Genomic DNA, 15,646 nt, shown 5'->3' with positions numbered 1-15,646 from the left:
AACCGTTAGGCGATACTCCCGGCCGGAGGTCCTCACGACCTGCACCACGCGCACGACGTCTACCCGGCCACCTTCATGTAACTGCCCCGGGACCTGGTGGCATACGGCGCTTCGTGTGTGTGGGTGTGGTGGGCCGATGGGCGGCTGCTGGTGTGGGTGTCTGGGTTGCTGAGGGTGTGTGCGGTGGTGCGGGTGAGGTGCCGAGATCGGCACCGCTAACGGCTACGATCGTGATCCGGCGCCCGCATAAACTCGACGATTCCAACGAATCGTCTCGGGCGCAACACCACCTGCCCGAGCTCGTCCCCTCCCGCCCGACAACGTTCCCGCCTGCCCGAGGACGTCCTCATCGCCCCGAGAACGACCCAGGCCTGGCGAGAACGTCTCTTGCGCCCCAAACCCTCCCGAACGTGGAGGGCTTGGAGATGAGAAGGTCGTCTTCGGCGCACCGGCACCCACCGAAGACGACCTCCACACCGCAGCGCCCGACCCGAATCACCACACCCACAAACACGAAGATATGCATAAGAGCCGATTGGTCGGCGATCAGGAGGCGTCAACGTGAGAGTTCGGACTTCGGTGGTGCGGAGTGTTTCACGTGAAACATGCCGGGCATCCCTGGTCGTCGTTCTGTGGCGACCGGGTCAGGGCCGCAGTGCGTCTGTGGCAATGAGTGCGCGCAGGCGACTCTCATCGCAAGGGATATTGACCACATGCTGTTCGGCGTTGAGCAGTCTATGAATCGTGGGCGGCACGGCTTGCGGGGCTCCCAGCGCCTCGGCCACGGTCTCGGGGAACTTCTCCGGGCGGGCCGTCTCCAGCACCAGGGTTGGGAAACCGGGTTCCATGGCGCGCAAGGCCACAGCGACGCCGTCGGCAGTATGCGGGTCGATCGGGGCGCCGGTGGCCTCGTGCACTCGCCGGATGGCGGTTATCCGGTCGGCGTGCGTAGAGGTGCCGGAGATGAATCCGAAGTCCTTGCGCATCCGCACGAGCCGGTCGGACAGGTCCAGCACTCCGGTGCGCTCAAGTTCGGGCCAGCGGGACTGGAACTCCTCCGGGCCCAGCAGCGTCCAGATGAAGCGCTCCAGGTTGGAGGCTTTCGAGATGTCCATGGAGGGGCTGGAGGTGGCCAGGGTCTGCCCACTCGACCGGGGCCGATAGACACCGGTGGAGAAGAACTCGTCCAGCACATTGTTCTCATTGGTGGCCAGTATCAGGCGGCGGATGGGCACACCCATGGTGCGGACCAGGTGGCCGGCATAGATATTGCCGAAGTTACCGCTGGGAACGGCCACGTCGATGCTGAAGCAGGCGGCCTCGACGCCTGTTTCGTGGTGCGGTGCGTCTGCGCCTCCATGAGTTCGTGCGGCCTCACTCTCACCCGGGGCAGCAATGCGTAGATGGTCGGAGGCGCGCAGCCAGGCCCACACGTAGTAGACGACCTGGGCGGCGATGCGCCCGAAGTTAATGGAGTTGACAGCGCCGATGGAGTGTTCGGTCTTGAAGTCGGGATCGTTGTTGATTGCCTTTACCAGGTTCTGGCAGTCGTCGAAGACGCCTTCGACGGCGATGTTGTGAATGTTGGGGTCAGCCAGGGAGTACATCTGGGCGCGCTGTACATCGCTCATGCGTCCCTGTGGGGAGAGCATGAAGACGCTGACGCCATCGCGTCCGCGGAAGGCGTGCTCGGCGGCCGAGCCGGTATCCCCACTGGTGGCGCCGAGGATGTTGAGTACCCGACCTTCTCGGGACAGTGTGTAGGGGATGGCCTGGCCGAGGAACTGCATAGCAAGGTCTTTAAAGGCCATGGTCGGCCCCTCGGACAGGCCTACGAGGGCAAGGCCGGGGGCGACGGCGCCCGCCGGGCGCAGCGGCACCACGGGCGGCGGGAAGTGCCCTGGACCGTAGGCGGCGGCCGTCAGGGCCTGCAGATCCGTGGCCGGAATATCAGTGGCATACAGACCGATTACTTCTGCTGCAAGCTCCGGATAACTCAATGACCGCCAGGACTCCAGGGTGCTGGCGGTCAGGTGCGGGACCTCGGTGGGGACAGCCAGGCCGCCGTCGGGAGCCAGCCCCGATAGAAGCACGTCCAAGAAGCCTGCGGGCTCCATACCGCCCCGGGTGGAGACATAGCTCGTGTCCTGCGTGCGGTGCTGCATGTGCCGCCCTCTCGTGCTCCGTGGTAATGCGCTCCCATTCTATGCGACCGGCACCTTCGCCCTGGCAGGCAGTGCGGTGTCTCCCGGAGCGGAGGCGGACGTGATGAAGAACCCTTGTGGTAGGCGCGGTTGGACACGACACATATCTGATAGGTGGCGTTCTGGTTGAGCGTATTCAGGAGTGTGGTTCCCGATGGTTGATGAGCTTGATGATGCTGTGGGGCGGGCGCATGGGGATATTGATGGTTGGGTGCGTCAGGCGCAGGAGCGGGCTCATCTGCTGCGCTACTTGGCCGTCTGCTGCACTACTTCGGGGTTAACAACGCCTGTTAGTGGTCTGTTGAAGGGTTCTGAGGTGTACAGCAGAAGGTTAAGTAGCGTTGTTAACGCCCAACCAGCGCAGCAGACACCCCCACCCCACCGCACCTCTCAAGCCGGAAGAGCCCATAAACTGCCATCCTTGATCCTTGGCGCCTCATTAGCCGGCGCGGTCGTCGGAGGCTCGTGTCGGCGAGCGTGGGTGTCAGTGCTGAGGAATGTCCGAGATCGGCACAAACGCGTCGGCGGGCTCTTTGGGCCCGCCGACGATCGTTGGAATCACGCGGCTTTGCCGTAAGGGTCGGTGACTGGTCCCGGCGTTTGTGCCGATCTGCGACATTCTTGCGGGGGCGGCGCCCCACAGCCCGTTAACCGGGCACGGCGCGCAAGTCCCACGGTCAGGCGATGACCTTCTCCAGCTGCGCCTTGAAGGAAGGCTTGGGGCGGGAACCGGCGAACTGATGCACCACCTCGCCCCCGGATACAACCGCGAAGGTCGGGATGGAACGCACCCCGAAGGAACGGGCGGTGGCGGGGTTGGCGTCCACGTCCACCTTCACGAACTTGGCCCGCTCGCCCAGCTCGGCCGCCACCTCGTCCACAACGGGTGCCATCTGGCGGCAGGGGCCGCACCACTCGGCCCAGAAGTCGATGACAACCGGGACCTCGGACTGCATGACCTCGGCGTCGAAGGTCGCGTCGGTGACGGTGATGGGATCTGACATGGGTTCTCCTCAAGAATGTGTGAATATGGATGGAATGGAAGTGAATCGGCCCGGCTGTTAATAGACCCGTGGACGGATCTACTTCAGGCGTCGAGCCCGGACAGGTAGGCCTCGGCGTCCAGCGCGGCCCGGCAGCCGGAGCCGGCGGCGGTGACCGCCTGCTGGTAATGCGGATCAGCCACGTCGCCGCAGGCGAAGACGCCGGGCAAATTGGTGCGCTGGGAGGGCGAGTCCACCTTGATATAGCCGGCCTCGTCCAAGTCAAGTACACCCGCCACCAGCTGTGAGCGCGGAACCTGCCCGATGGCCACGAACAGTCCGGCGGCCGGAATGTCGCGCCGCTCGCCGGTGACGGTGTCCTCAAGGGTCACCGACTCCAGGGCCTCGGCCCCGTTCAGGGCCACCACCCGGGAGTTCCAGGCGAAGTCGATCTTCGGGTCGGCCTCGGCGCGAGCGGCCATGACCGCACTGGCGCGCAGCTGGTCCCGCCGGTGCACCACGGTCACCGTGGAGCCGAAGCGCGACAGGAAGGTTGCCTCCTCCATGGCGGAGTCTCCGCCGCCGACGACGACGATCGGCTTGTCCTTGAAGAAGAATCCGTCACAGGTGGCGCAGTACGAGACACCGTGACCGGACAACCGGTCCTCGCCGTCGAGTCCGAGCTTGCGGTACTCCGAGCCAGTGGACAGGATCACCGCGCGGGCCTCGTAGACGGCGTCATCGGTGGTGATGCGCTTGATGTCTCCGGTCAGCTCCAGGGCGGTGACGTCCTCGAAGCGGACGTCAGCACCGAAGCGCTCGGCCTGCTCCTGCATCTGAGTCATCAGGTCGGGACCCATGATTCCCTCGCCGAAGCCGGGGTAGTTCTCCACCTCGGTAGTGTTCATCAGCGCGCCGCCGGCGGTAACGGAGCCGGCGAGCACGATCGGCTTCAACTGGGCACGGGCGGCGTAGATCGCCGCGGTGTAGCCTCCGGGTCCGGAACCGACAATGACGACGTCGTGGATCATGACTCTCCTCGCTCGTGACACCCGGACGCCGAATGCGCCCGAGGCTTACAGACCGTGAACCGTGGCGCGGAGCCCTTTGTTCCAGTGGAACCGCCTATCTAAATGTGATCTCTGAAATAGTCACCTTATATTGACCGTCGGATGCCGTCGGCATCTCAGTCACCCAGAGCACGATCGTTCGTGCGTTGGCGGCATCGAAGTCGAAGGAGGTCGTGCCCCCGGTGAAGGCGCCCTCGGCCAGCAGTGTGCCACCGGTCGGATCCTCTGCAGTCGTGGCGCGCACCTGGACGTGGCCGCCAGAGCCGGTCCCCTGGATGTCCACGCCGGTGACCGCGGCCTCCTGCTCCAGGGTCACCGCCATACCGATGCCCTGCTTCCAGGCCAGGGAGGACTCGTAGTAGAAGCGCGAGGACCAGGCCCCGTCGGTGTTGCCGTCAACGACCAGACCGGCGTTCTCCGGGTGCTCGTTGTTGTCCCCGAAGGGGTCCAGTGCCTGGGCGGATGCCGGTGTGATGGTCGCGGAGGGCCGTGTCTGCTGCTCCTGCGTACCCGCATCGGGCGGGGCCGCCTCCGACGCGGTGGGCACGGTCTTGGCCGCGGGAATGTCATCGTCCTGGAACTTCACGCCGGCCAGGCCGAGCAGGTTGTTGACGGCGAAGAACACGCCCACCAACACCGTGGCCACCACCACGATGAGCACAACCGTGGTGGTGCGGTTAACCGCACGTTCCTGCTCGTCCTCCTCGCCCGTAGTCGGCGTCGAGCGGTACTCCTCGTGTCGAGGCAGCATCGCTTCGCCGGCCGACGGGAGCGGACCGGCGGGTACAGCGGCGTTGGCCGGGGTGCTGGCGACCGGGGCCGGCGGCGTCGAGGCGACCGGCTGTGCGGGAGTCGGTGGGGGGGGCGGAGCCGGCGTCGGCGCCGGAGCGCGGGTCTCGGCCGGGGGGACGGCACGGGCCGTGGAGATGCGCCGCAACCGGGACAGGACACCCCCAGCCATACCAGTGATCGTGGAGGCTGCTGCGGAATCGGAGGTAGGCGCCTCGGGTGTGGCGGACTGACGCGGCTCGGGTGCCGGGGCGGAAACCAAGCCGGACAGGCTGCTGGTATCCCATGGAACCAGTGTGTGCGCCACCTGGGCCGCGCTTTGCGGCATGTTCTCGGGCGGACCCCAGGTGCGGGCGACGAGTTGATCGATCTCGGCGTCGACGCGGTCCGGGGTGGCGGCGATCTGTGAGGGCGGCACGGGCGCCCCACCGGCCATGGGTGCGGCGGGCAGGCCCGCGTGCTTGCCCGGCCAGCGTCCGGTCAAACCGAAGTACAGCAGTTCCACCAGGGCGCGGGCGTCCGCACGATCGGGGGCCAGCGGGTCGGAGGTCATCCGCGCCTCGAGTCCGAGCGCGGCCGCCTCCACGCCAACGCCGGAGACCTGCACGGTGCCATCCGGGCGCACCCGCACGGAATCCGGCGAGAGATTCAGGTGGTGCAGGCCACGGCGCGAACAGGCGTCCAGGGCCTGAGCTGCCTCGCCGACGATGGCACGCACCTGATCCGCCCGTAGCCCCTGGCCGACCAGCGCCGAGAAGGTCCGGCCGGTGATCGGTTCGGTGACGATGAACGACGGCGCGGTCGTTTCGACGTCGTAGACGCGCTGGATGCGGGCATCGTCTACCAGGACGGCACGGGTGGCCGCCTCCAGCACCTCACGGCGGTGCGGGGTGGCGTCGGTCAGCATGAGCACGGTGACCTGGCGGTCCAGGATCGTATCGCGGCCCAGGTGTCGCACGACACGCGGCAGCGTCGTGGGCATCGTGGACAACAGCTCGTATCGGCCGGAGCCGATCGGCGTAGCGTCTGCCATGAGGTCACCTCCCACTACCGGAATCAACTGTGTATTAAAAGCGAGTCTAGCCGGATCGGCGGGCCAGACGGCAGACGGGGCGAAACCGATACTCGCCGTAGGCGGCGGAGGCGCCGGAGTCAACGGATGGGCGGCCGGTGGGAAGGACGGCGGCAGTACCAGGGCCGGCTCCGCTGCGGCGTCGGCCGGTGGGGCGGGCGCCAGGGCCCGGCCCAAGGCCACTACGGCCCGGCCCGCGGGCCCGGGTAGCATCCGTCCGATCTTGGTCACGATGCGAGAGAGCGGGCGGAAGAACACGTCCAACTCCTGCACGCGCAGAAGCTTGGCGCCTGCCAGGTAGACCACCGACATGACCACCGCCACCACCATTACGGTGACCAGCGCGTCCACCGGGCGGGAGCCGGTCAGGGAGCCGTCGGTCGGGCCGAGCACGCGTCGCACACCCAGACCCACCAGCACCGCGGGTAGCGCCGCAAGGATCAGGCGCGTATAGGTCCCCACGATCCGCGGCCCATCCAGGTCGGGAAGATGACGGCGAATCAGTGGAACCAGTACGAGGAAGCCGGCGATCTGGCAGGTGGCCGACGCCACCGCCGCCCACGTCATCCAGTGGTTGGCCGGAGCCAACATATAGGCGGCGAAACAGAACACCACCGGGATGACACCCACCACCGTGTCGGCGATGAGCAGCCGCTTGGTGTCTGCATAGGCGAGCATGACCCGTTGCATGGTGAACCACACGCCCTGCCCCACGATGCCTACGGCCAACACCGTCAGGATCGGGGCGGAGGCGGTCGCCTGCTCCAAAGACAGCGACGGGACGAACACCTGTAGCGCCGGGGCTGCCAGGGTGCCGATCCCGGCGGCGAACAGGACCGTGAACACGGCGATCGAGCGCAGCCCCAACGACAGATCGTCACGCACGCCCTCACGATCCCCAGCGGCCGCCTTCTCGCTCATGCGGGTGAACAGGGCGGTGATGACCGAGGTGGTGACCAGGGACTGCGGCAACATGTACACCAGCTGGGCGTTGGCGTACATCGTCGTCGATGGGACGATCACATCCGCGTAGGCGGCCGACTCCGCAGCCGTCACCGCGCGCGAGCCCAAGTTCGTGGCCGCCAGATCCCCCAGCGAGACGATGCCCGTACCCAGCAGCGCCCACGACGCCACCTTGGACATACTGCCCAGACCCGTGCCGCGCACACCGAAGATGAGTCGAGGGCGGAAACCCGAGCGGACCAGCGGGATGTACAGGATCAGCGCCTGGGCGGCGATGCCGAGCGTCGTCGTCGCCCCGATCAGGGCGATGCGCCCCGCGTCCCAGATGCCGGGGTCCTGCCCGGCGGTGTAGCGGCCGTAGATCTGCAAATAGGCCATGATCGAGACGATCGAGATGACGTTGTTCAGCACCGGCGACCACATGTACGGCCCGAAGCTGGAGCGGGCGTTGAGCACCTGCCCCCACAGGGCGTACAGCCCGTAGAAGAAGATCTGCGGCATGCACCAGAAGGCGAAGGCGAAGGCGAGCGGCTGCCAGCGTCCCAGGCCGGAGGCGTAGGCCATGATCACCAGCGGCGCGGCCACGGTCAGCAGTGCGGCCACGGCGGCGATGACGGCGGAGGCCGCCGTCAGCAATCGGTTGACCAGTTCCTCCCCGTTGCGCTGACGCAGGGCCCGCACGATCTGCGGTACCAGGATCGCGTTGAGAATGCCCCCGATCAGCAGGTTGTACAACTGGGTGGGCACCGTATTGGCGGTGTTGAAGGCGTCCGCCGCTCCGGAGGCGGTCGCCCCCAGGGCCGTTACCAGCAGCGCATTGCGCACCAGGCCGAGGATGCGGGAGGCGAGTGTGCCCGCGGCCATGACAGCGCTGGAACGGGCGATCGAAGGTGCCGACCCGCCCGCACGGGACTGCTTACTCGAGGACGGACCGGACTGACGCCCCGATGAATCCGGCCCGGGATTGCGGGGTCTGCTCCCGTTGTGCTTCATCTGCGCTCCCTGGGTGTGGCGGTGCGGCGGCCCCGGCGCACGGTCCGGACGATGCCGGCGACGAGCAGGAACACCAGAATCCCGCTGAGGACACGCGTGCCCACATTCTCCCAGTCGGCCCGCACCCGCAGGTGCACCGTGGAAGGTGTGCCGACACTCGTCCCGTCCTTGGAATTCAGCTGAATGGTCAGGTCGACGTTGCCGGAGCCGACGGCGGTCACCGGAACACTCGCCGTCACCTGCCCGCGTGCGGGAACCGTGACGGTGATGTCCTCATTGGTCTGCAGCCGCGTGGAACTGGACGTCAGATGCACCTGGACCGTCACATCCTGATCCAGGGAGGAGACGATCCGCACCGGCAGATCGGCCGCCGAGGAGATCAGGTTGATGGTGCTCGACGGCGCCGCAGCCAGGGAACCGGTCACCGTTTCGCCTTGGGTGCGCGCCTTGGAGATCATGGTGGTGCAGGCGCCCTCGTCCGCCCGCCAGGTCGCCGACGACGTCAGTGCCAGCACGTCGGTGGACAGCCCCAGGGCGCGCTCGGGGTCGGTCAGGATCGAGCCGACCGACTTCAGACGGGTGGAGGCGTCCCGCGCCGCCGACAGGGTCATCGCCGTCACCTCCCCCTCCCCACTGGAAGAGTCCGGCAGTTCGACCCGCATCACCTCGGTGCCGGCGCTCGCGGCGTCGGCGGCGGAGGCGAGCAGCGAATCCAGGTTCCGCGGCTCGGTCCAAGTGGAGTTGATCAGGGCGTTCAGGCGTTTGGCGAGCACCTCAGGATCCGTGACGGCGGCTGCCGCGCGGGGGACGGCCACCACGATGTCGCGGCTTAGGGCCGGGGCCTGGCGGGTCAGGATGGCCGTCTGCCCGCGCAGCAGTTGGAGGGCGTCTAGGTTGGACATGCCCATCTCCCCCTGGTCGGTGACCAGGATGCCGCCCGCCGCCGCCGACAGCCCCGCATCCGGGATGAGCACGGTGCGCCCGTCCAGCGTCATGGTGCCTGACGGCGTGTAGGTCAGGTCCACGGCGACGGGTGCATCGCCGGGGGCGGCGACGACGGTGGTCACCGACTCGGGCAGGGCGGTGAGGGTAGTACGGTCCAGGGCGCCGGCTGACCAGAAGACGGAAGTGGAGGCGCCGGACTGCGCCGCCTCGCTGGTCGCAGTCCGCTCCAGGGCGGATTCGATCAGCGCGGACTCACCCTGGTGGGCGAGTGCTGTCAGGTCGGCGTCTGCCCACGGCAGGGCGACCACGTCGCCGGTTTCCAGGGCCGAGGCCAGACTCAGGGCGAGTTCGGTGAGGTCGGTTGCGGCCGGATCCGATCCGGGGGTGGCGCTGCTCGTGGCGCCCGCCGACGCGGTAGCGGAGTCGGATGCGGTAGTGGAGTCCCGGGTGGCGGAGTTCAGGCCGAGTGCCCGCAGTAGGAGTGGGTCGACGGCCAGGACGATGCCGTCTCCGGCCAGGCTCAGCAGCCCGAGCACGCGTTCACGTAGAGCGGCTAGCGTCTGGGCCGAACTCGCGTCACCGGTGGCCGCGTCCGGCGCGTCAGCGGCGCCTGTGGACTCGGTGGTGCCGGTGGCGCTCGCCGTGGGCGTGGCCTCGGCGTCCGGGTTCGGTGTGGCGGCGACGAGCGCCGTCAGTTCCGCCGGTGAGGCCGTCACCGGCACAAAGGCGGTCACCCGCGTGGGGCTGACCCGTACGCCCGGGTTCCACAGCAGTATGGTGCGATCCTGAGTGAGGGTGGTGTAGCCCTGAGTGAGGGCCACCTGGACGCCGCGCGGACCCCACTGGTCGGTGCCGGTCAGCGGCAGATCGTCGGAACTGACGGTGACCCTGAAGTCCAGTTCCGCCCCGGGCGCCACCTGCCCCTGAAGCGTCTGCAGGGCGACGGTTGTCAGTGGCGTGTCCTGCTCGTCGGCCAGCCAGGAGGCCAGACCGTTCGTGGTCACCTCGGTGCGCGGTTGTACCTGTATGACCAGTGTGAGCTCCGTGAGTGTCTGGTCGGTGTGGTTGGTGATCGTGCCCGCGACGGTGACGTCCTCCCCGGTGCTCACGACCTCCGGCGCCAGACTCGTCACGGACAGGTGAACCTGTCCGGCCGCCTCATCGTCCTCGGTATCGGCAATGTTGTCGGCCGGAACCACGCTGCCCGCAACGGCGGGGAGTTCGGTGGTACCGGACAGGCCACCGGCTGCGGTGATACGGGTAGCCGCCTGTGCGGTGCCGGCTGGGGCCGCCACCGTTGCGCCAACCAGTACGAGCATGGCCAGCACCGCCGTCAGCACTCGGCGGACGGCGCGCGAGACCTGCGGGCGGCGGGGCGCCTGGGCGGGGCTCACCCGTCACCCACCAGGATCTCCCTGGCGGCGGCGACGATCCGTCGCTCATTGGGATAGGCCAGGCGGCGGCCGACGTCCTCCAGGGTGACCCATTCGACTTCCTCCGCCTCATGGTCGGGATCGTTCTCGGTGGTGAGCCTGCCGCCGAGTGCCTCCAGCAGGAAGTGGTGGACGACCTTGTGCACCCGGTGATCCTCACCGGCGAACCAGTAGTCCACGGTAGCCAGATGCCGCAACACGCGGCCGATTATGCCGGTCTCCTCCGCGATCTCCCGTACGGCGGCCTCCTCAGCGGTCTCCTCACCCTCCAAGTGTCCCTTCGGCAGACACCACTCCAGTCGTCCTCCCCGGTTGCGGCGCGCAATCACGGCGGTCACCGCCTGCCCGTTCTGCACGTCGATGATCAACCCGCCGGCACTAGTCTCGTCTATGACCGGCAGTGAAGGCGCGGCCGTGCGCCCGGGCCGGTTATCGGCGCGGGGCAAACGAGAGCGATGGGAGGACATGGGAACACTCTAGGCGGTCCGCCCGAGGATCGGCCTCCTTGGCGTCAGCGTGGCAGGCTTAGGTCGATGACCGACCGCCCGACCGCCCCCGCCACCACGCCCGCCTCGCGCCCGGAGCGCCGTGCCCGCGCCGCCGTCGTCCCCGATGAGCGCCCCGACGCAGCCGGCCTGACCCCCACCGCTCGCCGAGCCCTGCGCAAGCTGCCGACGTCCCTGCACGACCTGGGACGCCGCTTCGCCGCCGCCGGACACGAGCTCGCGCTGGTGGGTGGGCCGGTGCGCGACGCCTTCCTCGGCGTCGTACCGCACGATCTGGACTGCGCCACCTCCGCCCGTCCCGAGCAGACCGAGACAATTCTGCAGGAGTGGGGCGACGCCTGCTGGGATGTCGGCAAGGCCTTCGGCACCATAGGTGCGCGCAGGGGCGAGACGATCGTCGAGGTCACCACCTACCGCACCGAGGAGTACGAGGTCGACTCCCGCAAGCCCGCCGTCGCCTACGGCGACAGCCTTGTGGGTGACCTCACGCGTCGTGACTTCACCGTCAATGCGATGGCGCTGCGGCTGCCGGAACTGGAACTGGTCGATCCCCACGGCGGTTTCGAGGACCTGCTCGCGGGCGTGCTGCGCACCCCTGTGTCCGCCGAGCAGTCCTTCGACGATGACCCACTGCGGATCATGCGGGCCGCCCGCTTCGCCGCCCAGCTCGGATTCGACGTCGAGCCCGACGTGCTGGCCGCCATGACCGACATGGCGACGCGACTGAAGATCGTGTCCGCCGAGCGCGTGCGGGCCGAACTGGAGCGACTGCTGCTGGCACCCTGGCCGCGCCGGGGGCTGGAACTCATGGTGCACACCGGCGTGGCCGACATCGTCCTGCCTGAACTGGCCGCCCTGCAGGAGACCGTCGATGAGCACAAACGCCACAAGGACGTCTATGAGCACACCCTGACCGTGCTGGATCAGGCGATCGACCTGGAGACCGGGCCGGACGGGCCCGTACCCGGCCCGGACCTGGTGCTGCGCCTGGCGGCGATCTTCCACGACATCGGCAAGCCCGCCACCCGACGCTTCCTGCGCGACGGCACCGTCACCTTCCACGGGCACGACCACGTCGGTGCCCGCATGACCGCCAAGCGCATGCGTGCCCTGCGCTTCGACAAGCAGACCATTAAGGACGTCTCCCGCCTGGTGGAGCTGCATCTGCGCTTCCACGGCTACGCCGACGCCGCCTGGTCCGACTCCGCCGTGCGCCGTTACGTGGCCGACGCCGGGCCACTGCTGGAGCGTCTGCACCGGCTGACCCGCGCAGATGTGACCACCCGGAACCGGCGTAAGGCCCACATGCTGGACGCCGCCTACGACGATCTGGAGGCCCGCATCGCGCGGCTGCGCGAGGAGGAGGAGTTGGCCGCCATCCGCCCGGACTTGGACGGTAAGCAGATCATGGCCGAGCTCGGCGTCGGGCCCGGCCCGGTGGTCGGCGAGGCCTACCGCTTCCTCATGGACCTGCGCATGGAGAAGGGTCCCCTGGGCGAGGACTTGGCGCGCGAGGCGCTGCACTCCTGGTGGGCGGCGCGCGGCGAGAAGTAAGCGCTGGCGGCGTCGGCGTCGTCATCGGCGGGTGCTGGCGGGATGCGCGCGGCGAGTTGACACTGCGGGTGTCGCCGTCGGCGGGTGCTGGCGGGATGCGCGCGGCGCGGCCCGCACATTGTCGTCTGCTGCCCGCTCCACTACGCCACTTCGGTGTTGGGTACGCCGGTTCGGGGTCGGTTGAAGGCTTCGGAGGTCTTCAACCGACCCCGAAGTGGCGTAGTAGTCCCCGAACCGGCGTAGTAGACGAGTGGGGTCTCGGCGACGCGGACTGACGCGGCCACTGGTGGGGTGGTGGTACTCAGTGGACCGTCGTTCGGCTTGGACACCCAGTGCGCCATGGTCTGGCTGGTCCGGTGCGTTGCCGTCTGGCTACGCGTGAGGTGGAGCTCAACCGGGCTATAGCCCGGCCGGTCACTGCCACCGACCTTTCACCGGCGTCCACAGGCAGCGTTCGCGACACCCCAATCCACAGAGCTCGCGGGGCCCGGTGGCGCGACAGTCGGCCCGTAGCAAGGCTGCTGACATGCAGCACTATCCGACGCCGCCCGACCGCCCCCGCATGTTGTTCACCGCCGACCGCTCCGCCGGCGACTTGGCTGCCAGAGGTGACCTCGTGCGGGTGGCTCGCGGCGGTTACATGGCGATACCCGACCGGGATACGCCACCGTGGCGCGTCAAGCAGCTCGTCACCCTGGCGCGCTGCGAGGCGGCGTTGCGGGCCTCGCCGTCGGCAATCGCGTTGACCCACGAGGCGGCGGCGGTGGTGCTGGGACTGCCCATCCTGGAGTCCGAGCCGCATATCCGTCTGGCGGTGCCCGGGAAGCGGACGCACAACACCTTGACTCTCCCCGCCGTGATGTACGGGGCACCGGAGGGCAGGCGCCGCGGCCGTCGAGTGAGCCTGCGGCGCTCAACAGTCGCGCCGGCGCCGGAGGAGGTCATCAACGTGGGCGGGCTGCGGGTGACCACCCCGCTGCGCACGGCCATGGACTGCGCCTTCGACCTGCCGGTGCGCGAGTCGCTGCCGGTGGTGGACGCCGCGCTACGGGTGGTGTGCCGACCCGACCGTTTCAACCGACGTTGCTACGGCGAGCTGGATATCGACGCGGCGCGCGCACGGCTGATGCAAATGGTTGAGGGGCAGGGGCGACGCAACGGCAAGCGCCGTGCCAGGATCGCGGTGGAGTGTGCGGACCCCTTCGCGGAGTCGCCGGGCGAGAGCGTGCTGCGTTGGGCGGTCGGCGTTGCCGGGCTGCCTGAACCGGTGACGCAGCGCCGCTGGATCGGCGACGACGCACGCGAGTACTTCCTCGACCTCGCCGTGAACAGCGCCATGGTCGACCTGGAGTTCGACGGCTACGGCAAGCTGGCGACGGCGGCGGATGTACGCGCGGAGAAGCAGCGGGAAATGGTGCTGCGTCGCGGCGGGTGGACGGTGCATCGCTTCGAGTGGCGGGAGCTGGCCGATCCCGAGCGCCTGGTGCGCCGAGTGGAGGGACTGTTCCCGGCGGAGGTCATGCGCGGGGTGCGTCGGCGTCGGGACCTGTGGCTGTAGGGGCGTGGCTCGGGCCGATGTCCCGCTTCGGCTGAAGGGGCGAGCCTCAGGCGCCGGGTGTACGCGGCCCGGTTCCCTGCCTCATCCCCTGGAGGTGGGCTGCAACCCCAGGCGGCGGCACACGGTCCGGCTCGTCTACTACGCCACTTGGGCGTTGGGTACGCCGGTTCGCGGTTGATTGAAGGCCCCAGAGGCCTTCGATCAACCGCGAAGTGGCGTAGTAGTCCCCGAACCGGCGTAGTAAAGGTCCTCGGGGCTGGCGCGCGCGGTGGCTGAGGGCGTTCTGCGTCAGGGGCCGAGGACGGTCAGCGGGCAGGTCACGGTGCCGTCCGGCAGGGTGGCCGTCGGGCCGGTGCCGGTGACCACCAGCTTGAGCGCCGGCTCCCCGACCATGGCGGTGTCAATCTGCTGCACGGTGCGGGCCAGCGAACGGGCGCCCTTCTCGATCTGGGAGGCACCCAGTTTCACCTCGACCGCGGCCCACCGGCCGCCGGTGAAGGTGAGCACGGCGTCAAGCTCGTGGCCATTGGAGTCACGGTAGTGGTGCACCTGGCCGCCGATTGCCTCGGTGAAGACGAGTAGATCGTGGACGACGGCGCTCTCAAAGAGGAAGCCGGTGGTCTCGGGGTCCGCCGTGAGCTGTGTGGCGTCCGCGTTCAATGCGGTGACGGCGAGCGCGGGATCGGCCAGGTGAAACTTCGGCGCGGTGCGCAGGCGGGCGCGTGAGCGCAGCCCTACCGCCCAGGCGGGGATACGCTCGACGATGAATAGCCGCTCCAACAGGTCCACGTAGCGGGACACGGTTTCGGGGCGAGTATTCGGGGCGAACTGACGCAGGTCCTTGACCAGGGTTCGCCAGGAGACCTCGGCTGCCGTGGCCCGGGCCAGAGCACGGACGAGTGCGCGCATGACCATGGGCTTGTGGCGGGTCTTAGCCATTCGTCCCAGGTCCGCCCGGACGACATCGTCCAGGTAGCCGTTCAATGCCACCGCCGTTGCCGCGGGTTCCAGCTCGGCCAGCGCTGGGAAGCCCGTGCGTGCGAGCGCGTCGACGACGTCGTGGTAGGAGTTCGCAGTCGCACTCGTAGCGGGCCGATCGCCAGCAATGAGGGCCTCGAGGCTCACCGCGCCCGTAGAATTGCCGCGTTCGAACCACGTCATGGTGCGTTCGCGCATGCGCAGGAAGCGTCCGGCGCCGGTGTGGCGGGTGGCGTCGTCGGCCGGAACGGCGGATCCGGTGAGGATGAAGGCTCCCGGCTGCGTTGCCGAATCTACGGCGCGACGGACCTGGTTCCACAGCTGTGGAGCCAATTGCCACTCGTCGAGCAAGCGGGGTCGATCACCGTCCAGGACGGCGTCGGGGGCGAGGTCGATCAGACGGCGGGTGGCGTCGTCGTCTAGGAAGGCGCAGGAGCGGGCGGCATTCAGGCCGGTCATGGTCTTGCCGCAGGCGCGGGGGCCCTCGATGACTACGGCGCCGCCGATTTCGAGCAGCCGACCAAGCTGGGCGTCGACGACGCGGGGTGGGTCTCGTAGTGTGGTGGCAATTCCCGCGAGGGGTCCTCTCTGGTAGGGG

The 15,646-nt window shown here is 68.4% G+C and carries 9 protein-coding genes; 2 read left to right on the top strand and 7 right to left on the bottom strand.

Going from position 1 to position 15,646, the window contains the following annotated elements; genetic code table 11:
- Positions 1 to 644 precede the first annotated feature (644 nt).
- The 6 genes from Q4A20_RS08815 to Q4A20_RS08790 form a co-directional block, all read right to left on the bottom strand.
- Complete coding sequence (locus Q4A20_RS08815) at positions 645 to 2,165, bottom strand: threonine synthase (RefSeq protein ID WP_303122361.1); 1,521 nt, start codon at positions 2,163 to 2,165, stop codon at positions 645 to 647.
- Between the two features lie 716 nt (positions 2,166 to 2,881).
- A complete protein-coding gene (gene trxA / locus Q4A20_RS08810) occupies positions 2,882 to 3,208 on the bottom strand; it encodes a thioredoxin (RefSeq protein WP_303122359.1) in 327 nt (108 codons plus the stop codon).
- 83 nt (positions 3,209 to 3,291) lie between these two features.
- Positions 3,292 to 4,218: a thioredoxin-disulfide reductase gene (gene trxB, locus Q4A20_RS08805; protein ID WP_303122357.1), complete on the bottom strand. Its 927-nt coding sequence runs from the start codon at positions 4,216 to 4,218 to the stop codon at positions 3,292 to 3,294.
- A 94-nt stretch (positions 4,219 to 4,312) separates the two neighbouring features.
- Positions 4,313 to 7,945 (bottom strand): lipid II flippase MurJ, encoded by a 3,633-nt coding sequence (locus tag Q4A20_RS08800; protein ID WP_303122356.1) that lies wholly within the window; start codon positions 7,943 to 7,945, stop codon positions 4,313 to 4,315.
- Positions 7,946 to 8,070: 125 nt separating this feature from the next.
- Positions 8,071 to 10,413 (bottom strand): DUF6049 family protein, encoded by a 2,343-nt coding sequence (locus tag Q4A20_RS08795; RefSeq protein ID WP_303122355.1) that lies wholly within the window; start codon positions 10,411 to 10,413, stop codon positions 8,071 to 8,073.
- Positions 10,410 to 10,919 carry an NUDIX hydrolase gene (locus Q4A20_RS08790; RefSeq protein ID WP_303122354.1) on the bottom strand — a complete coding sequence of 170 codons (510 nt, stop codon included), beginning with the start codon at positions 10,917 to 10,919 and terminating at the stop codon, positions 10,410 to 10,412. The genes Q4A20_RS08795 and Q4A20_RS08790 overlap by 4 nt, the downstream gene beginning before the upstream one ends.
- 66 nt (positions 10,920 to 10,985) lie before the next feature.
- Here Q4A20_RS08790 and Q4A20_RS08785 point away from each other — a divergent pair, with 66 nt between their 5' ends.
- A complete protein-coding gene (locus Q4A20_RS08785; RefSeq protein ID WP_303122353.1) occupies positions 10,986 to 12,512 on the top strand; it encodes a CCA tRNA nucleotidyltransferase in 1,527 nt (508 codons plus the stop codon).
- 526 nt (positions 12,513 to 13,038) lie between these two features.
- A complete protein-coding gene (locus Q4A20_RS08780) occupies positions 13,039 to 14,070 on the top strand; it encodes a hypothetical protein (RefSeq protein WP_303122352.1) in 1,032 nt (343 codons plus the stop codon).
- Between the two features lie 288 nt (positions 14,071 to 14,358).
- Here the strand turns inward: Q4A20_RS08780 and Q4A20_RS08775 are convergent.
- Positions 14,359 to 15,646: ATP-binding protein (locus Q4A20_RS08775; protein WP_368502462.1), on the bottom strand; the 1,288-nt coding region annotated here is incomplete at its 5' end.

It is taken from the genome of Actinomyces sp., from assembly GCF_030530635.1.
GTDB lineage: Bacteria > Actinomycetota > Actinomycetes > Actinomycetales > Actinomycetaceae > Actinomyces.
This window is presented reverse-complemented; position numbering and strand designations above follow the sequence as displayed.